A 24,941-nucleotide genomic window follows, 5' to 3' on the forward strand; every position below is an offset into this window, starting at 1 on the left:
AAGGAGATTATTTGTATTTTCCACAAATGAAACGAGTCACAGGAATCGGGGGTATTTTCTTCAAATGCCAGGACCCGGAAAAAATGAAAGAGTGGTACAAAACCCACCTCGGTTTTGACGTAAGTCCCTATGGCGTAAAATTTGATTGGCGACAGGAAGAGGACACTGCGAAGAAGGGATATACGGTATGGAGCCCTTTTTCTGAAAAGACCAAATACTTTGAACCCTCCACAAAGGACTTTATGATCAATTACCGGGTCGACAACATCGAAGCGCTCGTCGCAGCGCTAAAAGAGGAAGGCGTGACGGTGTTAGACGCTGTGGAATCGTATGATTATGGAAAATTTGTGCACATTCTGGATATAGAAGGCAACAAAATTGAATTGTTTGAACCTAAGGAGTAATCTGATAGGCCGTTGTCCTTTTAGCCTCGACAAGGACAAACGACGTCATCAAATTGCCGACATGGGGCAGGGGCGCCAGTTTACTCTTTAGGAAATGGTTATACGCATCCATGTCGGCGATCACCACCTTTAGCAGGAAATCGGCGACGCCGGTCAGCTGATAGCATTCCATCACCTCGGGAAATTTGACCACCTCCTTTTCGAACTGGCTGAGGATCGTATCCGAATGTTCTTTCAGCTTGACCGTGGTAAAACCAATCAGCTTCTTTCCGATGCAGTTCCTGTCCAGCAACGCAACATACGAACGGATTACACCCCGCTCTTCCAGGCGCCTGATCCGCTCATGGACGGCAGTCACCGACTTGCCCGTCTTGGCCGAGAGCTCCTTGGTCGTCATGCGCGCATCGTACTGAAGGACAGAGAGGATCTGGATGTCAATAGCGTCGAGATCGGCAAGCATACAATTGAAATTTTTTCTGTTGTCGGCCCCAAAGTTAGTTTTATTTTCCGCCTAACTGCCGATGTGTAGGAAAAAGGGGCGGCATTCTCCAACTTCGCCGTATGAATACCTTGACTGTCGCCCATCACCGGCGTCTGGAAGACTATATGGCGAAAGCCTTTGAGAGGGCAAAGCATTTTATCGGCTACCCGATCGCCACGGACTTTGACTACAGTGAGTTGTATCCTTTGCTGTCGCTTCCGCTGAACAACGTCGGCGACCCCTTTGTCGAGTCGACCTACGACCTCAACTCCCGCAGCATCGAGGTCGAGGTATTGCAGTTTTTCGCATCGATCTTCCGCGCGCCGGAGAACAACTGGTGGGGATATGTCACCAACGGGGGTTCCGAAGGCAACCTTTATAGTCTTTATATCGCCCGGGAATTGTACCCGGAAGGGATCGTCTACTATTCGGAGGCGACGCATTATAGTGTCCAAAAGAATATTCAGTTGCTTGGCCTGCGCAGCATCGTTATACGGACCAACGACCAGGGGGAGATGGACTATGACGACCTGGAGCAAATGATCCAGCTACACCGGGAAAAACCGGTCATCGTGCTGGCCAACATCGGGACGACGATGACCGAGGCCAAAGATGACCTGGGGGCTATCCGGAAGGTCTTTAAGCGTTCGGCCATTAGGAACCACTATATCCATTGTGACGCTGCGCTGGCCGGTGTGTACAGCGCCCTGCTCGAACTGGAGCCCGGTTTCGACTTCAGTTTCGGAGCGGACAGCATCGCGATCAGCGGACACAAGTTCATCGGCTCGCCGATCCCCTGTGGCGTCGTGCTCGTGAAGAAGAACTACAAAGACAGGATAGGGAAGGCCGTTTCTTATATCGGCACCCTGGATACCACCATTTCCGGCAGCCGGAATGGGCACAGCCCGCTTTTCCTTTGGTATGCAATAAAACGACTGGGTGTCGAAGGCCTGCGGCAACGCGCCGTCGACTGTCTGGCCATGGCCGCGTATGTCGTGGAAAGATTCCAGTCCATCGGCATCCCCGCCTGGCGAAACCCTTCTGCCATTACGGTGGTATTCCCGGCGCCCGGACCTCTTATCCGTCAGAAATGGCAACTGGCAACGGAAGGAGGATGGAGCCATATCATCTGTATGCCTGGCTGCAGTAAGACATCTATCGACGAATTCATGGAGTCCCTTCAGCGGGAAGGCGCCTTGCCAAACTTTTTCTTGAAAGAATGAGAGAAATGCGAAAGGCTTTCAAACCCCAGGTCGAGATAAATCGCCGAGGGCTTCTTATTCTTTTGCTCAATCAGGTGTCGGGCCTCGGTCAGCCGTTTTTCCTGTAACCACTGGCGGGGCGACATGCCGAATGTTTTCTGGAAGTCCCGCTTAAACCCCGCCAGGCTTCTCCCCGTGAGTTGTGCAAACTTTTCAACGGGGACATTGAAATGAAAATTGTGGAGCATGAATTTTTCCAGGTCGATCTTATGGGGCTCGGAAAAGTCGAATAGGAATTCCCTGAGTTCCGGCATGGTCAGCAGGAGCAATTGCACCGCCTCCCTCACTTTTAGCATGCCCAGGGCCGCCGTCATCTTTTCCTCCGGATGGCGGACATAGGGGATCACAGAATGGAAAAAGCCCTGCAGAAAATCATTTCCGGGTATAAGGATGTTGGATGGACCGGTATATTTTTGTCTGATGTCTATATGCTCCTCCAGGGCCATCTTCCTGAGCTGGTCTTCCAGCAGGAAAATGACGATGGTTTGATAATCCTCTCCGTCCAGCGGTGTTTTGGTCAGTTGGGCCAGCTGGTGCTTCCGGATCAGGGTCATCTGGCCCCGTCGCATCGACAATTTTTGGCTGGAGGTTTCCAATGTAAATTGCCCGGAGACCTGTAATACCAGGGTATTGTGCTCGACGAACCACACCTTCTCCTTCCGCAGGGCCGCAAGGAAAGAATAGAAGATTACTCCCGGTACTATTTCGGTGGCATTCGTCACGACCTAAAGATAAATATTATCTATGCAAGTACGTCCCACCAGCGATTTCGCCGGGTGCGAAATGGGTGTTCAGGGTTTGCATCTCTTCCGATGTAAAGGTGATTCCGAGGGCTTGTATGTTTTCCGGAAGCCGTGACCGCCGGCTCATGCTCACCAGGGTCATGATGTCATCTCCCTGTGCGTTTACCCAGGCGATCGCCAGTTGTGCCGGTGTATATCCTTTTTCCTTTGCCATTGCCTTTAATACCTCGACTTTCGCAAGGTTCCTGACCAGGTTTTCCCCCTGGAAACGCGAAAAATGGTGGCGATAGTCTCCCGCGGCAAGGGGCGCTGTCAATTCGCCCGTGAGCAGACCTTCGGCCGTATTGGCAAAGCTCACCACGCCAATACCCAGTTCTTTCGCCGTGGGAAGAAGGTCCCGTTCTATCTCTCGGTCCGCCAGCGAATAGCCTATTTCCAGTGCCGTTACAGGATACACGCTGTGCGCCTTACGCAGTTGCTCCGCGTTGATTTCGGACACCCCCAGGTAACGAACCTTTCCTTCTTTGATCAGGTCGGCGACCGTCCCGATCACGTCTTCCACCGGAACGGAATTGTCGAGCCTGCACGGCTGATAAAGATCGATGATTTCCACACCCAGGCGCACTAACGAGTAGTCGATGAAGTTCTTTATGGACAAAGGACGCAAGTCCAAACCAATGAACCGACCGCCGTAGATGATCGCGCCAAACTTGACACTTAAGAAGGCATCGTCTCTCCGGCCTTTGATGGCTTTGCCCACCAGCAGTTCGTTATGCCCGCTACCATAAAAGTCTCCCGTATTCAGGAAATTAACGCCGTTGTCCAAGGCCATCCGGATGGTGGCGATGCCTTCGTTTTCATCTTTTGCCGGGGAGCCCCAGACAGAGGACATGCGCATGCAGCCAAGGCCGAGTTTGGATACGAGGGGGCCGTTGTTGCCCAGATTTATTGTCGTCATTACACAAAGGTCGGGGGTGGGCCAACTGGCGGCTTTCTTTTATGGCTCAATTTAGTTGTCTGGGTGGCTCACCCCGTTTTGTCCATGTCATCCCCCGTTTTTGCCATTTCTCCTCATGTCCCCGCGTTGTTCCTTTGCAAGAAAAAGTCAATATGCGTATCGTGTCTCTTGAAGAACACATTTCCTTGCCGGAGATGATCGAACAACTACCCTCGGAGTTACGGCCCCACGCTTCCCCCGCCATACAACGGCTTCAGCCGAAACTGGCAGACATCACAGGGGAACGGTTGCGCTCGATGGACGAGAATGGCATTGCCATGCAGGTGCTTTCCGTGGATGGCGTGGGGGCGCAACTACTAAACCCTGAAGCCGGTCCTGCATTTGCCCGCCGGTATAATGATCTTATTGCGGAAAAGATCGCGGATTACCCCAACCGGTTTACCGCATTTGCCCACCTGCCCATTACCGCTCCGATGGCCGCGGCGGATGAACTGGAGCGAGCCGTCCATCAACACCATTTTCGCGGGGCCATGATCCGAGGACTGTCCCAGGACCGTTTTCTGGATCATCCGGATTTCGCCCCCTTGCTACAAATGGCGGAGAAACTGGGTGTGCCGGTCTATATCCATCCGGGTATGCCACCCAAAGCGGTAGCCGATGCTTATTACAGCGACCTGCCCCATCATCCCGGTCTGATGGAGTCCCTTGCCTGTTATGGCTGGGGCTGGCATTCGGAGACGGCGATACACGTGTTACGGTTGCTGCTTGCCGGGGTTTTTGATCAATATCCGGGGCTGCGCGTCATTATCGGTCATATGGGGGAAATGCTGCCCATGATGATGGTGAGGGCGACCCGGGTTTTTGCCCCTGGAAACGGAGGCGCGAACCAACGGACGCTGATCGAAACCTTCCGGCAACAGGTATTCATCACCACCAGCGGCATTTTTACCCAGCCGCCACTGCGTATTGCCATAGACACCTTTGGTATCGACAACATCCTGTTCTCCGTGGATTATCCCTTTAGCACCAACGAAATGGGTCTCGAATTTTTGCGTAATATCCCACTCCCGGCCTCGCAAATAGAACAGATCGCTACAAAAGGCCCGGGCAATGGGGGCGCATCGGGACGATCACTATATCTTCCTGTTGTTAGTGTCAGGCTCCGGCGTTATGATGGTCGATTTGCAGGAGATCAGGATGGAAGCGCGACAGTTGTTCTATGTGCTTCCCGGCCAGGTGCATGATCACATACGGGCCCACTGCGCAGAAGGCTGGTTTATGGGTGTCGACAGATCGCTGGTGCCCCAAGGCTGCCGGAATATATTGGAAGGGAGGTTGACCTTGCAAACGCCCTGCTCCCTAACCCCGGCGGCTTTGGAGGAATGCGTTCAATTGCTTAGGCTCCTGGTTAAGAGGTCTACGGACAAAACCCGCCTTTACGCACCGGTGGCGCATTCGCTGGCGCAGTCATTTCTTTGGCTGGCAGCTGATGCCTATGACGACAGTACATCGCCCCATAAGACCTTGTCCAGACCGGCCGAGCTATGCCGGCAATTCAGGCTGTTGTTGTCAGAAAATATCCGCACGATCAAAACCCCTTCGGCGTATGCGTCCTCTCTGCACGTATCGACGTCCTATCTGAACGAAGCGATCAGGGGGGAGACCGGTTTGCCCTGCAGTCATTGGATCAAACAGGAGGTGCTCATGGAAGCAAAGCGGCTATTGTACCACAGCGAACTGAGCGTAAAAGAGATTGCAGAGGATTTGGGCTATGAAGATCCTGCCTATTTTTCCCGCTTCTTTCGAAAGGCGGCGGGTATGCCGGCGATTGCTTTCCGGGAGGTGTCCAGGAAGTGAGCCCCCGCCACCGCCACGGCAAATGGCTTAAGCTCGATGGCAGCCCCTGTGATCGGGATTTCCGCGGGTTTTTCGTCACCGGTGGAAGTATCCACTACGTGGAGCCATCCTCCATCAAATTCTTTTGGCAATACAAGCCTCACCAGCTTGTCCCGTTTATTGATCAGGAGCAACCTTCGCCCCTTCGCGGTGGCTACTGCCTGTAGGGTGATCGCATCCGGCGCGCCGGCGCTGTTGACAAACGTATCGCCCGGCCCAAAATTATCTTTCAGGAGTTTGAGCACCCAATACCTGGCATTGGGCCGGCCCGTCTTCCAGTTGATCATGCTGACGCTGGGGTATTGCGTGGGATAGCCGACCAATTGGGATTCGCCTACGACGTCGATGCCCTGGTGCGCCAGGCCAAGGTAGGTATAGGCATACAACGCACCCGAAAGGTTCCAATAATCGTCGGGTATGGGATCCCTGTCGGGTACGGTGTTGTCGTTGTCCAGGATGCTGCCCAGCTCATCGATCGTCGTCTTTGTCGCCGGGGAAAGTCTTTTGCGGATGCTTTCGATAAATTTGACGGTATTTAGGAAGCCGTCCGCACGCTCCCAAAAGGTATACTGCAGGACATCCCCGACCTGATGTGCGTTACCCGTGGCATAGAAATGATAGGAGATCATATCGAGCGGTACGCCGTCTTTGTGGTGCTTGCGATCGAGAAAATATTCGAACCATTCGGGCCGGTTCGGATCGGCGAGAGCCATTGCCACGAATTTGGTACCGGGTGATATTTTTTTGATTGCACCGGTCACGGCATCGTATAGCCGGGTGTAGCTTTGCGCGGTGTTGCCGTGTTCAAAATCCACCTCGTTGAGTACCTCCCAGTAGGGAACGGCATAGTGATGGCCCGACCCGTGCCTTGCCCCCGTTTCATCGGTAAATCCTCCTTTTGTATACCAACTGTACAACCGGGCGTAGTAACGGGCGATTTCGCCGTAGGTGGTATCGCGTGGCACATTGCCCTGGGTATAATCCCAAAAGACGGCGTAAGGATCATCGGGATAAGCAACGGGCTGGGCCGTTTTATACATCCAAGCCGGGATCGTACTAAAGTTCAGAATGACGGAATGCCCTTTGGTCGCCTCCAGGAAGTCGAGGGTAATGGGGTCGATGACGCTGAAGTCCCAGACATTCTCTTTCAGCTCGGCCACGCCCAGCCGCGGATAGGGGAGCCACGGGACAAAGCGGACGTAGTCGCAGCCCAGTGCCTGCAAGGCCGTAAAAATGGAGTCGTGTATCGGCGTTCCCCGGCGCATGGGTGGATTGACCACTACCTGAAGGGTCAGCGTGGTTTTTGAGATCATCTGGGTTTGCCCCCATTGAATGGTCACCTGGGAACGGGCGGTTATGACTATAAGCGCCAACACAATAGAAAAGAGCGTCTTCATTGCATTAAAGTTCGACAATGGCCCGGGATCGCCAAGTGCCGGAGCACGAAATCGCAAAAAGGATATTTGTAATCTCAAAAAAGACATAAACGGCCCGGTTTCAGGAAATACCTTTCTGTGATGAAGATCGGTTTGTTCGGTATAGGGTTGGATACGTACTGGCCGCAATTCGACGGATTGGAAGCCAGATTGAGGGCGTATCTGGGGATCGTGGAGGAAAAACTGGCTGCAGTACACCCGGACGTCGTCAACGCCGGATTGGTGGATACGACGGACAAGGCTTTTGCCGCGGGCCGGCTTTTCAGATCGGCGGATGTCGAGTTGATCTTTCTGTACGCAACGACCTATGCGCTTTCTTCGACGGTCCTTCCGGTGGTACAGGCCGCGAAAGTGCCGGTGGTGATCCTGAACCTGTCTCCTTCGGCCGCCATCGACTACGATCGTTTTAATGCGTTACAGGACCGGACGCAAATGACGGGGGAATGGCTGGCCTATTGTTCCTCCTGCCCCGTCCCGGAGCTCATGAATGTATGCCGCCGTGTAGGTATCCGGTGTCACCAGGTCACCGGTATGCTGGAGCGGGATAAGGAATGCTGGGCGGAGATCGGCGAATGGATTTCGGCGGCCCGGGTGGCGCACGTCATGCGGTACAACCGGCTGGGGTTGATGGGGCATTACTATAGCGGAATGCTGGATGTGTATACCGACCTGACCCAGCAATATGCTTCTTTCGGTGGGCATATCGAACTGCTGGAAGTGGACGAGCTTTCCGCTTTGCGTAAGACCGTGACACCGGCGGCCGCCGGCGACCGGGTACGCCTGTTCCGGGAAGTGTTTGACGTCCGGCCGGAATGCCCGCCGGCCGATCTGGAGCAGGCGGCGGTGACGTCGATCGCCTTGGCGCAAATGGTGGCAAAATATAAATTGGGGTCGCTGGCCTACTATTATAAGGGTTCCGGCCAACCGGATAATGAACTGGCCATCGCTTCCATGATCCTGGGGAACTCCTGGCTGACGGCGAACGGCGTGCCGGTGGCGGGTGAATATGAGGTCAAAAATGTGCAGGCGATGAAGATCCTGGACAGTTTTGGGGCGGGGGGATCGTTTACGGAATATTACGCCATCGACTTCGATGCCGATGTCGTACTGATGGGGCACGACGGACCGGGTCATCCGGCCATTGCCGGCAGCCGGACGATCGTCCGGCCGCTACAGGTTTACCACGGTAAGGTGAGCCGCGGGCTTTCGGTGGAGATGTCGGTGCGGAAGGGCCCGGTGACCCTGTTGTCTGTGGTGGAAAAGACGGGGGGAGGCTTATTCCTCCTGGTGGCCGAAGGAGAATCGGTGGACGGCCCTGTTTTACAGATCGGAAATACCAACAGCCGGTACAGGTTCCCACCGGGGGCGCGGAATTTTGTCCAACGCTGGAACAGCCATGGGCCGGCACACCACTGTGCGGTCGGGGTCGGACACCTTTGGTCCAAGCTGGAAAAATTTGCTATCTTGATAGGCATGGACATCATAAAAGTGTGTTAGACATGGTCAATTATTACCGTTATCTCCCCATCAGCGAGGGCGATCAGTACTGGGGCCTGTCCATCCTGAATGCCGGAAGTACGCGGATACCCGCCCACCGGGACTATCCCTACCGGCAGCACCCCAGTGATCACTATTTCACCTGGAATAAAGGACGGGTATTGCAGGAGTACCAGGTCATTTATATTGCCGGGGGCGAAGGTTCGTTCGAGTCTACCCACGTTCCTGAAACCGCTGTCCCTCCGGGAACGGTGATCCTGCTTTTTCCTGGAGAATGGCACCGTTTCAAACCTGCGACGCGGACGGGGTGGGATGAATATTGGGTGGGGTTCAGGGGCGAAGTGGCGGATAACCTCGTCAAAAGAAAATTTTTTGACACATCCATGGCGTTGCTGCCTGTTGGATACAGCGCAGCGGTCGTGGACCTGTTTTCCGCGATCATCGACCAAACCCGTACGGAGCGGCCGGGCTATCAACCTTATGCCGCCGGCATCCTGCTTCACCTGCTTGGTTACGTCTTTTCCCAGACCAGGCAACAATCGTTTGGCGATACGGATGGGATAAAAAATAAGATGGAGCACGCGATTATGCTGTTGCGAAGCAAGATCGACGAAGACGTCAGCATCCGGGAAATCGCAGAGCAGTTGAATGTCAGCTATGCCTGGTTCCGGAAGTGGTTTAAGCTATACACCGGCCTGGCGCCGCAGCAATATGTGATCCAATTGAAAATGGACAAGGCAAAAGCCCTGCTGGCCGATTCCGGCAATACCATCAAAGGGATTGCGTACCAGCTTCGCTTCGAACACCCCTTGTATTTTTCAAAGCTCTTTAAGGAAAAGGTGGGTGTTTCGCCGGAAAGCTATAGGAAGAATCATGCAAACCAATGCTGAAATGCTGCCACCCCAGTATCTCCTGGATATCGTGGAAGATATGGTCGGTAAAAAATCCACCCGCTGGACCGTCCCCGACTGCGGCCTCTCCGCCGCACTCAGATATTCCGTGCAGTTCGAAGACAACAGCCGGGTTTTTGTCAAAGCGGCGACAGACGATGACACGGAGGAATGGCTGCGGACAGAACATTTTGTACTATCCTCCCTTCGGGAATCGTTTATACCCCATGTTATTGGGTGGGTCGATACGCCTCCCGTCCTGATCAGCCAGGACCTTAGCCATGCTTATTGGCCCGCAAGCCATGGCGGAACGACCTGGCGGGCGGGCGATATGGAACTTTTACTGGATGGGCTAAAAGTGCTCTCCTCTGTACCGGCGCCACCGGGCCTGCAAGAATTACAAAACCGGAAAACGTCCATTTGGTCTCGCATCGCGGGCGATCCTGAGGCATTGCTGCGCTTGAAGATTTGCCCGGAAAGCTGGCTGGAGCAATCGATCGATGCGTTGATCAAAGCGGAAGTCAGCCTCGATGTAACCGGCGAACAGCTCGTTCATGGAGATGTCCGAAGCGATAATATTTGCTTTTTGGATGGGCAGATCGTTTTTGTCGACTGGAGCCATGCGTCACGGGGTTACGGACGGCACGACCTGGCCACTTTACTGCCCACGCTTCATCTGGAAGGTGGACCTGCTCCCTATCTGGTGATGCCTGATGGAGGGGGCGAAGCGGCCATGGGTTGTGCGGGGCATATTTATCGTTTGTCCGCCGATCGCCAGATGCCCGATTGGTTAAAGAATGTGTTTAAACGGCTTATTGCTATCGAGCTGCAATGGGCGGCTCAATGCCTGGAATTAGATGCGCCGTTTTGATCAAGAATTCGCTGTAGCAACCGGGCTACCTCCACGTCATTGGGCGACTGCAGAAGGTTATGATGGTCACCCGGCACTTCCGTAATACGGACGCCCTTTTTTAAGAAGGGCTTCCATCCCATGTAGACAGGGTCGTAAATAAATTCGTCGCGTTTTTTGGCCCGGAAGAGTTCCAGAACATCGGTCTCATTGACTTGCAGACGATAGTTGATATTGGCCTCCTTCAAGGCCGCAACGATCTCCCCAACCACCCCCTCCGGGTTTTTCGAACCCGTTTTTCCCCGGCGCGCAAACCCCAGTTTCGTTTTCCAATGAAATTGTACAGCGGAGCGGGGATCTTTTAGAAATGCCCCCAGGTAAAAAAGGAACTTGCGTGGTTGCTGCATTATTTTGTACATCAGCCCGACGTCGGGGTGTTTGTCTCCGACATACGTATCAAAGACTGCCAGCAATTTGAGCTCCCGCCCCAGGGCCCTGAGCTGTCTGGCCATTTCGAAGACGATCAGTCCACCCATGGAATAGCCCGCCAGGCAATAGGGACCGGTGGCATTGTGGGTAAGGATTTCCTCGATATATGAGGCCGCGATTTCTTCCATCGTGCGCTGGGGTTTTACTTCCCCATTCAGTCCCCGCGCCTGTATCCCAAACACCGGTTGTTCCGGGTCCAGTTGCCGCGCCAGGCCATGGAAAATCATGACTTCGAGGCCAAGCCCGTGCACGATATACAGGGGTGGTTTGGTACCAGTGGGTTTGATGGGCACCAACGAACCCCAATACACGCCTTCCTCCGACTCCAGCAACCGGGCGAGTTGCCCGATCGTGGGCGCCTTGAAGAGGGAGGCGATGGGCAACTTTTTCCCAAGCCGTTCTTCCAGCATGGTCATCATCACCAAAGCAATGAGGGAATGGCCACCCAGGTCAAAAAAATCATCGTCTACGTCGATCTCCTCTATGTCGAGAACGGTTTGCCAAACCTCGGCCACTTCTTTTTCAAGACGCGTACGCGGGGGCTTGTGGCTGTGCCCTATGGCATTGCCCTTGGGCGTTTTCAACAAGGCGTTGCGGTCGACCTTGCCGCTGGGGGAGAGGGGCATTTCTTTTATAGGTACATAGAAAGGAGGGACCATGTAAGACGGCAGGGATTTTTTTAGCGTTTGCTGCCAGGCAATGACCTGGCCCTTCGAAAGGGCTTCCCATTCCGTTACGAGATAGGCAACGAGCTGCGGCTCTCCCGGCTGATCTTCCCGGGTGACCACCACCGCTTCTTTTACGCCTTCTAATTGGCGCAACTGATCTTCAATTTCGCCCAGCTCGATCCGGTAACCCCGGATCTTGACCTGCTGGTCCGCCCTTCCGAGGTATTCAATGTCGCCCTGCTGTGACCACTGGCCAAGGTCTCCCGTGCGGTACATCCAGTTCCCGGGCGAAAATGGATCCGGTAGGAATCTTTCCGCGGTAAGTACGTCACGGTTCAGGTAACCCCGGGCCACGCCTTTTCCGCCTACGATGATTTCTCCTGTTTCTCCCGCCTGGATGGGGTTTTGCGCGGCATCCAAAATGTACACGCTGGTGTTCAAAAGCGGCCAGCCGATCGTGATCCTTTCCTGGCCCGGAAATATCCGTCTGCCCGTGGCGTACACGGTGGTCTCCGTGGGCCCGTACAGGTTGTATACCTCCAGGCTGCGCTCCAGCAATTGATCCGCCAATTGTCTGGATATGGCTTCCCCGGTGGAGATCACCCGGATGGGAAGACGTTCATTCCAGCCCGCATTGACGATCATTTTCCAGGTGGCGGGCGTGCCTTGCATGAAGGTGACCCCTTTGGTCCTCATCAGCTCCAGCATGGCGCGACCATCCCGGGCCACTTCCCGCGTGGCGATCAGGGTTTCCGCCCCTATAAGAAAGGGTAGGAAAAGTTCTACAAAAGCGATGTCAAAGGTCACGCTGGTGATGGCCAGGACTTTGTCCGATACGGAAAGACCGGGCAGGACCAGCATGCCATACAGCAGGTTGACCAGGTTATGGTGTTCCACCATCACGCCCTTGGGCTTTCCGGTGGAACCGGAAGTATAAAGGATGTAGGCCAGGGCATCCGGGCCTACGTCGGATACGAGGTCTGCCGTCGGTTGAACCGGGAGGTCTTCCAGGAAGGCTTCAGGCACCGGGCTCTCCAAATATCCCGCGTATCGCCGGGAGGTCAGCAAAAGAACGGCCGAGGAGTCCTCCAGCATGAACCTGATGCGTTCGCGCGGAAATTCGGGGTCCAATGGAATATGCGCGGCCCCGGTCTTCCACACGGCGATCAGGGCGATCACCAGGTCCAGGGAACGATCCAGGGCAACCCCGACCCGGTCACCCGGTTGTATCCCCAGGGACTTTAGCCAGTGTGCAAGTTGGTTCGATTGTTCCCGGATTTCCCGGAACGTTAGCGTATTTCCCTCAAATGTAAAGGCAACTTTGTCCGGGCATCGTTCCGCTTGTTGATCGAGGAGGACATGTAAAGTTTTGTCGCGATGCTGGGCCATGACAACACTGCCCCTGATACCCGGGAAATGAACTGGCGGAGTGGTTTTGACGGCTTCTTCAAGGTTGAGGAGCTGTGGCAAAGTAGTGAGATTAATGAACAATTAAGGAGGTAAGCGTATACATCTAAAATTCCGCAAAAAACGGACCGCCACAAAGCGATTACAAAAAATTCATATTAGGAGATTTTAATACGATAAAGTCACGAATGGCTACATGTTTGTAAAAACAAGGCGAACAAAAGAAAATTTGGCGGACAAAAAATAATTGCTATTTTGACACTTATTTTTCCGGCTTGCTATATCATTAACATTGCAAACATCCAGGACTAACGAGCTTTGGAACTGCATGCGTGCAGGGGATGCGGAGGCTTTGAAGGAGTTGTATAATGCCTATTATCACGACCTCTTTACGGCTAATTTTGCTCTTTGTCTGCGTCCGGACATCGTAAAGGACAGTATTCATGACGCTTTTATCGGTATTTGGGTCAACAGGGAGAAGCTCCCGGTGGTGGCCTCCGTGGGAGGGTATCTGAATACCTGTGTCCGCCGGAAAGTGATCGATGTGTTGCGACAGGAGCCGGACATTGTAACGGGTGTAGACCCGGGACACGAATTCTCCTATGAGGAGGTTATTATTGCATTCCAGGAGCAGGAGGCGACAAAGAAAACGCTTCAGGATGCCCTGGGACGCCTGACAAATGCCCAAAAGGAGGTCATCCGGCTTCGTTTTTTTGAAAATAAGAACTACGACGAAATAGCCCGGTTACAGGGCTGTGCGCCCCGCACCATCTACAACCGGGTGTATGAGGCAGTGGAACGTCTCCGGCATTATTTCTCCGTCCGGCACACTTCCTAAAAAAAATCTGAAAATTTTACGGTAAAAATGCCCACCTTCTCCGTCATTATGATGGAATGAAGGACTATCTGTTATACGGCGTTGAAGATTTTGTCACGGACGAATCTTACCTGAGGTATTATTTCAGGGAAAATGAAGAAGACATCCGGTTTTGGACGGAATGGATACAGCGCCATCCCGAAAAGCTGGATGTGGTGCTCTCTGCGAACAACTATATCGATGCTTTCGCCGTACGGCTTTCCGAAGCGGAGTTTCACAGGGAGCAGCAGCGGTTCACCGAAAGCCTGGACGCGCTGGACGCGGCTCCACGAAGAAGCACCCGCAAGAGGCGTCTTATCGGGGGGGCGGTAGCCATCATCATTGCCGCGGTAGCCTATGTAGCCGTACAAAAAAGCGCCCGGGAGCAGGAAAAGGTCGCCATGATGGAAAAGTACGTCCCCAAAGGCGAGCGCGCCCATATCACGCTCCCGGATGGCACGGAGGTAACACTGAATTCGGACAGCCGGTTGACCTATCCTTCCAAATTTACCGGCGAAGCAAGGGAATTGAAATTGTCGGGTGAGGCCTTTTTTAATGTCAAACAGGACCAGCAACATCCTTTTCACGTCATAACGTCTAACCTGGTGGTCACGGTCCTGGGCACTTCCTTCAATATGGAGTGTTATCCCGAAAAGAGCCACACAAAGGTGGCGCTGGTCACGGGTAAGGTTCGGCTTGACCGGATCACCGACATCGCGACCAGACACATCATGGGCGAAGCGCTTGTATTAACACCTACGGAGATGGGTGTTTTCGACAAACATGACTTGTCGCTCCGGAGGACGAATTTCGACCCGGATGAGGAAACGGGCTGGAGACAAGGCGTAGTGGTATTCAAGGACGCGGATTTCAACGACATAGAGGACCGTCTGGACAGGGTATACAATATCCGGCTGGTCAACAAAAGCCATAAGACGCACTTCAAATTCAACGGAACATTTTCCGATGTCTCCGGCGAAGACATCATAAAACGTATTTGTCTTTCAAGTAACCTTTCCTATATAATCGATGGAAATGTGATAACCATCCACTAAAATTTCTAACGTTAAAACTGCGACTGCCATGGGTAAACCCTGTCTACTCAGAGGGCGAGTATTGTCCCTACTTGCCCTGATGTTTACGATTTTCCTGTACCAACAAGCAAAAGCCGGAGGGGGTGAAGGCAACCAGGACCCCAACACCTCGAAGATCAGGTTGAATAAAAAGACCCTATCGCTTGGGTCGCTGTTTTCGGCCGTGGAAGCGCAAACCAGCGTTCGGTTTGCGTATGATGCCAGCGAGCTGAATGTAAACGAGCCCATAGCGCTCCCGGCCAAAAATATAGAGCTGAAGGACCTGCTCTCCGAAATAAGCAAACAATCCGGTGCTTCTTTTGAATGGTCCAAAAATGTCGTGACCGTAATACCGCCCAAAAAGAGTCCTGAGCCGGAAACCAAACTGGTGGTGACCGAAACGGGTGTAAGCGGAAAAGTGGTCGATAAAGGCGGCCAACCGATAGAAGGAGCGGTGATCGTCATCAAGGGCACCGGGAAGGGTACGACCACGGACGCCGGCGGCAATTTCAAAATCGATGCCCGGCCAGGCGATGTCCTGGAGATCAGCTCGGTGGGTTATAAAAAAGCCGAAGTGCGCGTCACCAACGCCACCAGTATTTCGGTCGTGCTGAATGAGCTGAAGATTGCGCTAAACGACGTGGTTGTCGTGGGGTACGGCACGCAAAAGAAAACCAACCTGACGGGGGCGGTCGGTGTCGTCAAGATGGATGACATGGAAACCCGGCCCCTGACGAATTCGGGCCAGGCATTGCAGGGCACCGTTTCCGGCGTATACGCGCTGCAGGCCTCCGGCAAACCCGGAGACGACGGGGCGGTCATCGACATCCGCGGGGTGGGCACCTTCGGGGACAATACCCCCCTGATACTGATCGATGGTTTCCCGGGCAATATGACGGATGTCAACCCGGTCGACATCGCGTCCATTTCCGTCCTGAAAGATGCGGCCTCCTCTTCGATCTATGGGAGCCGGGCCGCCAACGGCGTCATACTGATCACGACCAAAAGAGGAAGCTCGGGCACCATGCACGTGAACTACAACGGCTATTTTGGTTCGCAAAGCCCCACCAGGTTGCCGCATGTGCTGAATTCCGTGCAGTATACGACTTTGTATAACGAGGCGTCGGTCAATTCGGGGGGCAGCGTGGTCTATGCAGACACGACCATCCAGAAGTATGCCGCACACAACAACGTCATGTTCCCGGATATTGACTATTTCGATGTGTACTATGGAAAAGCGTCGATGCAAAATCACCGTCTGAGTATTACCGGGGGAAGCGACAACATCAACTACGCCTTTATGCTCGGCCACCTGGACCAGAATGGAGTGCTGGTGGGGACGAACTATAAGAAATCAGACTTCCGGTCGAATATCGACGCCTATTTCCTGAAGAACAAAAGGCTAAGGATTTCGGGCAAGCTGGCGGGCAACCTGGGTGTGAAAAACGAACCGACGGATCTTTGGGACGCCGAGTGGTATGCGACGCTGGCGCCCATTCACCCTTTGAAGAATGACGCCGGCCAATGGGTATCCGTCAACGGGGAGCGAAATTACTATGGGGAGATCAAGGAAGGCAGCACGGCGTTGACGAAGCGCTACAATTTCAGCGGGCAGGCGGAGGCCGAGTATAAGATCCTGGACGGCCTGAGCGCCCAGGTAACCTATGGGTACAATGTCACAGCGACAAATACCAATGCGTTCCACGCGAATGTGACTTTATATAATCAAAGCGGAACCACGACCGACCTGGCGTCCGATCTGACGGTGACCAACGAGACGGACGTCCAGACCATGTTGACGTCGCTGTTGAAGTATAACCGGTCGTTTGGGAAACACGACATCGGTTTGCTGGGTGGTTATTCCGAGGAAGAGTTTACGTATGACTGGCAAAGCGGCTACCGCGCCAATTTTGTCAACAATACGCAACGGGTGCTCGACCTGGGGGACGCCTCCACGCAAACCAACAATGCGGGTAGCTATGACCTGGGGTTGCGGTCCTATTTCGGGCGCGTGAACTATGCCTTCGCAGGTAAATACCTTTTCGAGGCCAACGTCAGGAGAGACGGGTCATCCCGTTTTGCCGCGGGTCACCAGTGGGGGACATTCCCTTCCTTTTCCGGTGGCTGGGTCATGTCAAAGGAGAATTTCCTAAAGAACATCGGCTGGCTGAACCTGTTAAAGGTGCGGGCTTCCTGGGGCCAGTTGGGGAACCAGAACATCAACACCTATTATAATGGGAGCGACCTCCTGACGTCGGGGCAGAATTACTCCCTCGGCGGTACGCTGTATTCCGGTGTGGCGATCACCACGATGACCAATAAACAATTGACCTGGGAAACGGCGCAACAACTCGACTTCGGGGTGGATATGATGTTGGCGAACAGTTTTGACGTCACCGCCGACTTTTTCGACAAACGGACCAAAAATCTTTTGCTGATACAGCCCATACCGCTGACGATGGCGGAATCCGCCCCCTATGCCAACGCCGGGGAGGTTCAGAATAAAGGCATCGAGGCCGCGGTCACCTACCGCACGCAGTTTTCCAACGGCATCAAATTCAGGGTCACCGTCAACGCTTCCCATATCGTCAACAGGATTACGAAGATGAATGTCGCGGAGCAGCTCACCTCCCCCAAAGCGATCAAGGTAGGTGCGGCGATCAACTCGTTTTACGGCTACAAAATGAACGGGATTTACCAGATATCGGACTTCACCTGGCAAAACAACAGCGACCCGACGATACCGTATGCCAGCCGCAACTATACCCTGAAACCCGGCGTGGTGTCGTCTTCCGATTTTACGGCCCAGCCAGGCGACATCAAGTACAAGGACCTCAACGGTGATGGCACCGTGGATATGAACCACGACCGGGAAATCCTCGGGAGCCAGTTCCCGAAACTGACCTACGGGGTGAACCTGAACGTGTCCTGGAAAGGCTTTGACCTGGGTGCATTCGTGCAGGGCGTACAAGGCATACAAGGGTATACCTATTACGAAATCGCCACGCAGTTCAGCGGGTTTGCCAATATGGGTTCCTGGTGGCTCGGGCGGTGGACGCCGGAAAACCCGTCCAATACGCTGCCCCGGCTGACCCTGGACGGCGTCCGGAACGACATCCACTCTTCGTTCTACGTGGAGAATGCGTCTTACCTGCGGATGAAAAATATCGAACTGGGCTACTCCATTAGCCCCAAAGCCCTCTCCAGGGCAGGGATCAGTTCCCTCCGCATCTATGGAAACATCCAGAACGCCTTCACCATTACGAAGTTTAAAGGGTTCGACCCCGAGCAAACCGTGGATCAAACCCGGGCCGAGGCCTTCCCGCAAGTCCGCGTCATGACGGCGGGTGTAAACCTTAATTTCTAAACGATTGTTTATGAAGATTACATATAGTTTTATCGCCCTACTGCTTTTATCCGGTTGTTCCAAGGACCTGCTGAATAAAACACCGAAGGACACCCTGTCGCCTTCTACCTTCTTCCAGGACGAATCCCAATGCAAAATGGCGCTGATGGGCATTTACAGCGCCTTGCCACCCAATGCGACGCCGGGTCATTTTTACCAGTTCGACTTCGAGTCGGACAACGGTTTCTGCCAGGATTCCTGGCAGGGGTCGAGGGAGGTGGGCGAGTGGCTGACCAACTCGTCGAGCTGGGCGCCCTATTCCAAGTGGACGCAAGATTATACCATCATTTCCAGGGCCAATGAATTCATCCAGGATATCGCTACCGCGACCGTGACGGATGACATCAAAGCTGAAATGGCTGCGGAAGCCAGGTTTCTGAGGGGATACGCGTACACCGATCTGATCAGTTACTTCGGCGATGTACCGTTGATCACGAAAGTACTGGCCCTGTCGGACGCCTATGTATCGAGGACGCCGAAAAGCCAGGTGCTTACCCAGATTATTTCTGACTTTGACAGTGCGGCGGCGGCGCTGCCCACTTCCTTTTCGGGGTCGGACGTAGGCCGCGCCACGGAGGGCGCAGCCCTGGCCTACAAGGCCAAAGTATTGTTGTACAACCAGCAATGGTCGGATGCGGCGCAGGCGGCCCTGGACGTCATGAACCTGGGTGTCTACGGCCTTTATCCCGACTACGCCAGCGTCTTTGATGAGGCCCACGAGGACAATATCGAAGTCATTTTCGACATCCAATACATCCCTACGACCGAACCGCAACCCTGGCCATCCTCTGCCTTGTCGCTGAGCAGCTGGCCCACTGCAAACGTGTCCGCGGACCTGATCAATTCCTATTACATGACGAACGGGCTGCCGATCACCAACGCGTCCTCGGGCTACGACGCACAAAACCCGTATGTTAACCGGGACCCCCGGTTGGCAGCGTCGGTGGTGCTGCCGGGGTCATCCTTCGGTACGTCCACCTTTATTCCATCCCTCGACCAGGTACCCTGTGGGGCACGACCGCGCAAGTATGCGGACATCGGTATCGCCAATGTCAACAACTGCTCCCTCAACACCATCCTGATGCGCTATGCCGACATCTACCTGATGCGCGCGGAAGCGTTGATCGAATCCGGCAGCACCAGCCAGGAGATCTATACACTGATCGACAAGGTAAGGGCCAGGGTAAATATGCCGACCGTCGAGTCCGTCGAAGGGACCGGCTTGACCCAGGCGCAGCTCCGGGCGATCGTACGCCACGAAAGAAGGGTAGAGTTTTACAACGAAGGGACACGCTACGCCGATATGTTGCGCTGGAAGGACACGTCGCTGGTGCATGACGTCTACGGTTATAACAAGGCGTTGTTGTCCGACCCGTCCAGCCCGTCGACCTGGACTTTCGCCCTGATCAAGCAGGACACCAGGACCTTCGACGCGTCCAAAGGCTGGCTGTGGCCGATCCCCCAGGCGGATATAGACATCAACAAAAACCTGCTCCCGAATAATCCCGGCTACTAAATCACAGCTATATGAAAAGGTTGATTTTTCTCCTGGCAGCAGGAACGGGCCTCTTATTGTCCGGCTGCGCCAAAAAAGAACTGGCCACCTCCAAGCTATCCGCGCAGGCCTCGTTTGCGAGTACCCCCACCAACACCAATAACCTGAGGGGGATCAACTGGGCGGACCCCAATGGCAACGACGCGAGCGGCAGGGTCGTTACCCCCAGCGGCCTTACCTCGACTATGACGGCCACCGCCGCGGCCGCCGTCGGGACACGGATCGCCGATTCATTGCTCGCCGCCGGCGGGACGACGATCCGGATGCCGATCACGCCGCTGACCGCCAGCAATTCAACGTATTGGCCGGTCTACCAGGCGGCGATCAATGCGGTTGTTTCCGCCGGGTGTAATGTGATCCTTTGTTATTGGCCGATCAGTGTCCACCATGTACCGGACACCACCCAATGGTACACGATGTGGAAAACGGTCGACGCGGTGTATCGCAACAACGCCTCCGTCTATTATGAACCCATCAACGAGCCGGTGGATTATTCCGCTGCCAACCTCGTCAACCTGTATGCGACTTACCTGGACACCCTCACGTCCCCCTCCTGGAAGTGTATCCTGGACGGCACCGGGTATGCCGCCAACGTGACCGCCGTCGGGGCCGACAGCCGCCTGACGAGCCAATACCTGGGTATCCACTGCTACTGGTGGTTCTACGGTTCCTACAATGTCTGGTCGAGCTATTATAACATTGTATCCGGAGATGTGGGAAGCTACGCCTCCCGGACCGTCATGACCGAAATCGGCGTGGAAACCTTCCGGAACATCAGTTTTTGGTGGCAATGGAATACCGGCGTCTATGTCGACCAGGCCTTCATCACGGGCGGTCTCGCCTATACACGAGACAATTCGATGGGGTCTATTGCCTGGTCGGGTGTCAACGATACCGATACCTACCGGTGGTACATGTCGAACACGAACCTCATAGAAGTAAATCCCGGTTGCGCCAACATGTTCCGCTGGGCATGGCAGACAACGGTCCCGGCCAAATGGGAAGGCCCCATTGCAGACGGTACCTATAAGCTGCTCAACCGTGCCAGCGGTCTTTACTTAGACAACCTTGGCAGCACCGCCGACAGCGCCGTCGTCGCACAATGGGCCAGCAGCTCCAGTTCCAACCAGCAGTGGAACGTAAGCTATACAGCAGGGTACTATACCCTGGCCTGCGCCACCGGCCAGAACTGTCTCGACGTCGCCGGTAATACCACCGACGGTTCCTATGTCGAACAACTGACCCTAAGCAACAGCACGACGCAGCGATGGACGCTGGTTTCCGTGGGCAGCGGCTATTACAAGATCGTGAACCTCGCGACCGGTAAGTGCCTGGACACCGGTGGCGGGACGACCAATGGCTCCTCCATGCAGCAATGGTACAGCGGTTCGAGCTATAACCAACAATGGCAGTTGATCAAGCAATAACCATCGTTAAATTTTGAGTAAAAGTAAGCCAACGGCCGCCCGTATCAACGGGTGGCCGTTTACATTCCCCTGTGGCGCCTGGCCTGTAACGGCGACCCCGGCGTCGCCAGCCGCCTGATCTGCGGCGGCAAATCCTTTTGCGGGATCCGCACTTCCACCAGCGAAGGTTTCCCGGAAGGCGCCGACAGTTCGTTGAGCAGCGCCGCCAGTTCGCCCACGGTCCCCACCGAGTACCCGTCTGCGCCGAAGGCTTTGGCGAGGGAGAGGTAGTCCCACTTGGGTAGTAAGTCAAAGGGGGCGAATTGTCCGCCGGGGGAGAATGCCTTTATATCGACAAAGGCTTGTTCGATGGTATAACTGGCATTGGACATCACGAAGACCACCGCGTTGGAGTGTTGGCGGGCCAGGCTGGAGATTTCCTGGCAAACCATCATAAAGCCGCCATCACCGGCGACGACGAGGGGGCGCTTGCCGGTGGCGAGCTCGATGCCGAGGGCACAGCCGGTTTCGTGACCCAGGGAGCCCCAGGCCGCCTGGGCGACAAAGGAATTGGCGGGCAGGCCCATCAGGTTTCCAAATACATACAGGCTGGAGCTTTCGCCAAGGATCAGTATCGATTCCTTGATGTGTGCTTCGGCGACGAGCCATCGGTCCATGACGGCGTAAAAAAGTTCGTAGGTCAGGGAGGCGGACGGGGAGAGCGGCGCGGGCGCTGGCACCGCCGGCCTGGTGGGGTAGGCTAACGGTGACAGCCCCTCGGCCTTGATTTTCCCCAGAATACCCTCCATGAAGGCGGCCAGCGGAACATGCCAGAAATGTTCCCGGCCCACCCTGACTTCGTCTCCGGACGCTTCGATCATCAGGTCGTACTTGTCGCGCATGATGTCGAGGTAGTCGTCCGTAATGATGGCCCCGAGGGCGATGGGACAGTCGGTGGCGGCCATGACGATCCTTGTATAATCGGGGGAGGCGGGGCCGGCATACGTGCCGATAAAGTTGGGCTGTGTTTCATCCAACACGGTTTTGCCAAGACTGGTGGTCGTGAACAACAGGTGGCCGGCGTCGACCAATGCCTGGGCGGAGGATTGCAAGGAAAACCGCTGTATATCGATGCCGTACCAAAGGACGGGCGCCGACGCTGCGCTGATCTTTTCCCAGGCGGCATCGACGGCGGCCTGTATATTACCGGGGTTGCTGTCAAACGAATCGACCGACAACGGACGGGTGGGCGGCGTACAAGGTTCCCCAAATACGTTTTGGCGGACTTCAATATATACAGGTCGTTTAAAGCTGATCATTGCCGTGAGCGCCTCATCGATCCTGGCCGGCCCCGTTTCGTTGTCTTCTACCTGTACGGCCATGATGGTCGCGTACTTCATGGCCTCATAGTTGGACGAAAGGTCTCCCGTGCTGTGGTGGAACAGGATCCCCTTCGTGCGTTCCAGTTCCATGGAGGTGGTGCTGAGGGTGGGTCCGATGAGCACCATGGGCACCCGCTCGACGAGGCCGCCCGCAAAACAGTTCAGGATACTAAACGTGCCCACGCCGTACTGGACGCTACAGGCAGCGGCCCCGTTAAAACGGCCATAGCCGTCCGTGGCATAGCCCACCCCCAGTTCGTTGATGTTGGGGATGAGTTCGATGTCTTTGTCGTCAACCAGGGTTTCCAGGAAAATAGAGGCATAGTCCCCCGGGACCGAAAAGACGTGGCGGATGTGCAGTTCTTTCAGGCGATCCAATATGTAATTGGAAATGGTATAGCTCATGGTCAACCCTCCTGTATTTTGTCAAGGCAATTGGGTGTCATCGAGGATAGGGTGGCGCCCATCGCCGTGGCGGGTATACACCCTCCAAGGGCCCCGCACCCGCCCTGGGGCACCGGCATCAGCGCATAATCCTTGTCCAGCCAGGAAGGCCGGTCAAGGCCAAAGTATGTTTCGAGCATGGTCTCCGCCGTATCCAGGGCGCCCTCTACCCAGCCTTGTCCGATGGAATAGGCTTCTCCCACCACGAAAACGTCGTTCCCTTCGAAGGGTTTCAGCATTTGCCACATGATCTCATCAAGGCGATAGCCGGCTTTCCATTCGTGCCAGCCGCCGCCGTAGGGGTCGTCGCTCCAGTCGTGGTAAACGGCCGCGTAAGGCGGAGGGACTTCCTGCTGCGCGTGGACTTCGGCAAGCTGCCTGCCGGCGATCAGGACCATTTCTTCGGTCGGCTGATGGGGAAGGGGCAACACCATCGACTTTACGTTGTCCTCTATGCAGGAGGGACGGTACCCGGTAAAGGGCTCCCCCCGTTCGAGGCCTTTCCAGAATGGCACGGTGCTGATGTCGTTGTAAGACGCCATCAGGAGGGAATTCAGCCAGGGCTTGCCTCCCTTTTGTTCCGATTCCGTACCGAAGTAGTACACCTGTCTGACCGGGAGGTCGGTGACGGACCGGCCCGCCACGAGTCCCAGGGTGCGCCACCACGGCCGCTCATACGCAAGGAAAAGCTTGAAGGCGCTTTGGATCAGAACCGATTTGAGATTGGACTTAAACTGCTTGTCTTCGAAGAGCGGGCTTTTGATGAGCTCCAGCGAACGGCGGGGAAGCCCAAGGATGATTTTGTTGGCATAAGCGACGCGCGTTGTGCCAGGTATCATCGTTGTTTTGCCGTTGGTCGTCTCCGTTAGCCGGAAAACGAGCTTGTATTTGTACCCGTTGGTGTCGCTGGTTTGGATTTCCGTCAGGGCATGGTTGAGGAAAAGCCGTTCTTCTTTTTCGGTGACACCGCGCATTTGTTCGAACTGCTCTGCCAGCCGTATCGGCAACTGGTCGTAGCCGTCCTTTAGCGTCAGGAACTGCGTCTCGTCGCTGTATTCGGTGGCGGGCAGTTGTGTGACTGCGTTGGCATTGGCCACGTTGGCGTCGTACCCGCCCGCGTCTTTCATAAAACGATACCCCTCACCGCTCAGGACGCGGTACATCAGGTCCCAGAACCCGTATTGCCAGAGCTCTTTGCCAAAGACCTTGAGCTGCATCTGCTGGCAAAGAGAGAGGTTTTGCATATTGGGGGCGAGATAGTTCATGACCTGCACCTGCAAATTGGTCGGGCCCAGGCCTCGTTCCAAATGAGAAAGGTTATAGGGCACCTTTTCGGGATCCGCCAGCTCATGGAGGCGAAGGTGTTTGCCGCGGAGGTAAAAAAGGTTACAGTTAGAGCCTACGGGTTTGGGTGCGCCCATCGGGAAGTCTTTTGTCTCCAGACCCAGGTGGGCAACGAGTCCGGCCACCATTTTGTGTTGGGAAGGGATATACCGCATCCCGCCGACTTCCGCCTTTACGTTGGGTAAACCCGGGAGGGTTACCGTATACAGACGGCCGCCGATGCGGTTGCTGTATTCAAAGAGCGCGATGCGTTGTTTGTTGCCAAACTGGTGCTGCAGCCTCCATGCGCTATACGCGCCGGAACAGCCCGCGCCGATGACGGCGACGTCAAGTTGTAAGGTGTCCATGGGGTTAAGTTACTGTGCTTTCTTATCCCCACCCCCCGTAAAAAGACGGGTTTTTGTACAAACACTTCTACGGGCTTATACGGCCGACTGCGTGACACCAAGTCGACGTGGCTCTACACGGCCATTGCAACCCATAGGGTAACTTGC

At 54.9% G+C, this 24,941-nt stretch carries 19 protein-coding genes; 12 read left to right on the forward strand and 7 right to left on the reverse strand.

The genetic code is table 11. The features are described 5' to 3' along the window. Positions 1-26: 26 nt before the first annotated feature. The gene (locus EDB95_RS20745) at positions 27-404 is read left to right on the forward strand and encodes a VOC family protein (protein ID WP_133996662.1); all 378 of its coding nucleotides are present in this window, start codon (positions 27-29) and stop codon (positions 402-404) included. On the opposite strand, the gene EDB95_RS20750 is transcribed toward EDB95_RS20745, so the two are convergent. Continuing rightward, positions 394-864 carry an Lrp/AsnC family transcriptional regulator gene (locus EDB95_RS20750; RefSeq protein WP_133996665.1) on the reverse strand — a complete coding sequence of 157 codons (471 nt, stop codon included), beginning with the start codon at positions 862-864 and terminating at the stop codon, positions 394-396. The genes EDB95_RS20745 and EDB95_RS20750 overlap by 11 nt on opposite strands. 101 nt (positions 865-965) lie before the next feature. Between EDB95_RS20750 and EDB95_RS20755 the strand changes: the two genes are divergently transcribed. Further along, positions 966-2,108 carry a histidine decarboxylase gene (locus tag EDB95_RS20755; RefSeq protein ID WP_133996668.1) on the forward strand — a complete coding sequence of 381 codons (1,143 nt, stop codon included), beginning with the start codon at positions 966-968 and terminating at the stop codon, positions 2,106-2,108. On the opposite strand, the gene EDB95_RS20760 is transcribed toward EDB95_RS20755, so the two are convergent. Together EDB95_RS20760 and EDB95_RS20765 are read right to left on the reverse strand one after the other, a co-directional pair. Next, entirely contained in the window at positions 2,066-2,869 is an 804-nt protein-coding gene (locus EDB95_RS20760; protein ID WP_133996671.1) for a helix-turn-helix domain-containing protein, read from the reverse strand. The two genes, EDB95_RS20755 and EDB95_RS20760, sit on opposite strands and share 43 nt — an antisense overlap. A 16-nt stretch (positions 2,870-2,885) precedes the next feature. Further along, positions 2,886-3,848 carry an aldo/keto reductase gene (locus tag EDB95_RS20765; protein WP_133996674.1) on the reverse strand — a complete coding sequence of 321 codons (963 nt, stop codon included), beginning with the start codon at positions 3,846-3,848 and terminating at the stop codon, positions 2,886-2,888. 152 nt (positions 3,849-4,000) lie between these two features. Between EDB95_RS20765 and EDB95_RS20770 the strand changes: the two genes are divergently transcribed. Further along, the gene (locus tag EDB95_RS20770; RefSeq protein WP_133996677.1) at positions 4,001-5,092 is read left to right on the forward strand and encodes an amidohydrolase family protein; all 1,092 of its coding nucleotides are present in this window, start codon (positions 4,001-4,003) and stop codon (positions 5,090-5,092) included. After that, positions 5,001-5,705, forward strand: coding sequence for a helix-turn-helix domain-containing protein (locus tag EDB95_RS20775; protein ID WP_394346387.1), 705 nt, complete (start codon positions 5,001-5,003; stop codon positions 5,703-5,705). Before EDB95_RS20770 ends, EDB95_RS20775 begins: the two co-directional genes overlap by 92 nt. Here the strand turns inward: EDB95_RS20775 and EDB95_RS20780 are convergent. After that, positions 5,633-7,141 (reverse strand): glycosyl hydrolase family 39, encoded by a 1,509-nt coding sequence (locus EDB95_RS20780; RefSeq protein ID WP_133996683.1) that lies wholly within the window; start codon positions 7,139-7,141, stop codon positions 5,633-5,635. The genes EDB95_RS20775 and EDB95_RS20780 overlap by 73 nt on opposite strands. A gap of 120 nt (positions 7,142-7,261) precedes the next feature. On the opposite strand from EDB95_RS20780, the gene EDB95_RS20785 reads away from it, so the two are divergent. Genes EDB95_RS20785 through EDB95_RS20795 form a run of 3 tightly spaced genes read left to right on the forward strand, consistent with a single transcriptional unit; the run spans position 7,262 to position 10,438 of the window. Next, the gene (locus tag EDB95_RS20785) at positions 7,262-8,677 is read left to right on the forward strand and encodes an arabinose isomerase (protein WP_133996685.1); all 1,416 of its coding nucleotides are present in this window, start codon (positions 7,262-7,264) and stop codon (positions 8,675-8,677) included. Between the two features lie 2 nt (positions 8,678-8,679). Next, on the forward strand, positions 8,680-9,567 hold the full coding sequence (locus EDB95_RS20790; protein WP_133996688.1) for an AraC family transcriptional regulator: 888 nt from the start codon (positions 8,680-8,682) through the stop codon (positions 9,565-9,567). Next, the gene (locus EDB95_RS20795; protein ID WP_133996691.1) at positions 9,551-10,438 is read left to right on the forward strand and encodes a phosphotransferase; all 888 of its coding nucleotides are present in this window, start codon (positions 9,551-9,553) and stop codon (positions 10,436-10,438) included. Before EDB95_RS20790 ends, EDB95_RS20795 begins: the two co-directional genes overlap by 17 nt. Here EDB95_RS20795 and EDB95_RS20800 read toward each other — a convergent pair. Continuing rightward, positions 10,408-13,044: a non-ribosomal peptide synthetase gene (locus EDB95_RS20800; RefSeq protein WP_133996694.1), complete on the reverse strand. Its 2,637-nt coding sequence runs from the start codon at positions 13,042-13,044 to the stop codon at positions 10,408-10,410. The two genes, EDB95_RS20795 and EDB95_RS20800, sit on opposite strands and share 31 nt — an antisense overlap. Positions 13,045-13,273: 229 nt before the next feature. Here EDB95_RS20800 and EDB95_RS20805 point away from each other — a divergent pair, with 229 nt between their 5' ends. From EDB95_RS20805 to EDB95_RS20825, 5 genes are all read left to right on the forward strand, one after another. Continuing rightward, positions 13,274-13,819 (forward strand): RNA polymerase sigma factor, encoded by a 546-nt coding sequence (locus EDB95_RS20805; RefSeq protein ID WP_133996697.1) that lies wholly within the window; start codon positions 13,274-13,276, stop codon positions 13,817-13,819. 56 nt (positions 13,820-13,875) lie between these two features. Continuing rightward, a complete protein-coding gene (locus EDB95_RS20810) occupies positions 13,876-14,892 on the forward strand; it encodes a FecR family protein (RefSeq protein ID WP_133996700.1) in 1,017 nt (338 codons plus the stop codon). Between the two features lie 79 nt (positions 14,893-14,971). Beyond that, positions 14,972-18,277: a SusC/RagA family TonB-linked outer membrane protein gene (locus tag EDB95_RS20815; RefSeq protein ID WP_162852708.1), complete on the forward strand. Its 3,306-nt coding sequence runs from the start codon at positions 14,972-14,974 to the stop codon at positions 18,275-18,277. Positions 18,278-18,287: 10 nt separating this feature from the next. After that, the gene (locus EDB95_RS20820) at positions 18,288-19,832 is read left to right on the forward strand and encodes a RagB/SusD family nutrient uptake outer membrane protein (protein ID WP_133996705.1); all 1,545 of its coding nucleotides are present in this window, start codon (positions 18,288-18,290) and stop codon (positions 19,830-19,832) included. Between the two features lie 11 nt (positions 19,833-19,843). Continuing rightward, positions 19,844-21,298: an RICIN domain-containing protein gene (locus EDB95_RS20825; protein WP_133996708.1), complete on the forward strand. Its 1,455-nt coding sequence runs from the start codon at positions 19,844-19,846 to the stop codon at positions 21,296-21,298. A gap of 59 nt (positions 21,299-21,357) precedes the next feature. Here EDB95_RS20825 and EDB95_RS20830 read toward each other — a convergent pair whose 3' ends face one another. Together EDB95_RS20830 and EDB95_RS20835 are read right to left on the reverse strand one after the other, a co-directional pair. Next, complete coding sequence (locus tag EDB95_RS20830; protein ID WP_133996711.1) at positions 21,358-23,064, reverse strand: alpha-keto acid decarboxylase family protein; 1,707 nt, start codon at positions 23,062-23,064, stop codon at positions 21,358-21,360. A gap of 2 nt (positions 23,065-23,066) precedes the next feature. Beyond that, entirely contained in the window at positions 23,067-24,794 is a 1,728-nt protein-coding gene (locus EDB95_RS20835; RefSeq protein ID WP_133996714.1) for a flavin monoamine oxidase family protein, read from the reverse strand. Positions 24,795-24,941: the final 147 nt, after the last annotated feature.

The organism is Dinghuibacter silviterrae (assembly GCF_004366355.1).
Lineage (GTDB): Bacteria > Bacteroidota > Bacteroidia > Chitinophagales > Chitinophagaceae > Dinghuibacter > Dinghuibacter silviterrae.

Excerpts from the sequence above, each read along its gene's own strand:
- EDB95_RS20815 (WP_162852708.1), top strand. The coding sequence starts at position 14,972 with ATGTTTACGATTTTCCTGTACCAACAAGCAAAAGCCGGAGGGGGTGAA.
- EDB95_RS20835 (WP_133996714.1), bottom strand. The coding sequence starts at position 24,794 with ATGGACACCTTACAACTTGACGTCGCCGTCATCGGCGCGGGCTGTTCC.
- EDB95_RS20810 (WP_133996700.1), top strand. The coding sequence starts at position 13,876 with ATGAAGGACTATCTGTTATACGGCGTTGAAGATTTTGTCACGGACGAA.
- EDB95_RS20745 (WP_133996662.1), top strand. The coding sequence starts at position 27 with ATGAAACGAGTCACAGGAATCGGGGGTATTTTCTTCAAATGCCAGGAC.
- EDB95_RS20755 (WP_133996668.1), top strand. The coding sequence starts at position 966 with ATGAATACCTTGACTGTCGCCCATCACCGGCGTCTGGAAGACTATATG.
- EDB95_RS20820 (WP_133996705.1), top strand. The coding sequence starts at position 18,288 with ATGAAGATTACATATAGTTTTATCGCCCTACTGCTTTTATCCGGTTGT.
- EDB95_RS20785 (WP_133996685.1), top strand. The coding sequence starts at position 7,262 with ATGAAGATCGGTTTGTTCGGTATAGGGTTGGATACGTACTGGCCGCAA.
- EDB95_RS20825 (WP_133996708.1), top strand. The coding sequence starts at position 19,844 with ATGAAAAGGTTGATTTTTCTCCTGGCAGCAGGAACGGGCCTCTTATTG.
- EDB95_RS20795 (WP_133996691.1), top strand. The coding sequence starts at position 9,551 with ATGCAAACCAATGCTGAAATGCTGCCACCCCAGTATCTCCTGGATATC.
- EDB95_RS20790 (WP_133996688.1), top strand. The coding sequence starts at position 8,680 with ATGGTCAATTATTACCGTTATCTCCCCATCAGCGAGGGCGATCAGTAC.
- EDB95_RS20830 (WP_133996711.1), bottom strand. The coding sequence starts at position 23,064 with ATGAGCTATACCATTTCCAATTACATATTGGATCGCCTGAAAGAACTG.
- EDB95_RS20780 (WP_133996683.1), bottom strand. The coding sequence starts at position 7,141 with ATGAAGACGCTCTTTTCTATTGTGTTGGCGCTTATAGTCATAACCGCC.
- EDB95_RS20750 (WP_133996665.1), bottom strand. The coding sequence starts at position 864 with ATGCTTGCCGATCTCGACGCTATTGACATCCAGATCCTCTCTGTCCTT.
- EDB95_RS20765 (WP_133996674.1), bottom strand. The coding sequence starts at position 3,848 with ATGACGACAATAAATCTGGGCAACAACGGCCCCCTCGTATCCAAACTC.
- EDB95_RS20770 (WP_133996677.1), top strand. The coding sequence starts at position 4,001 with ATGCGTATCGTGTCTCTTGAAGAACACATTTCCTTGCCGGAGATGATC.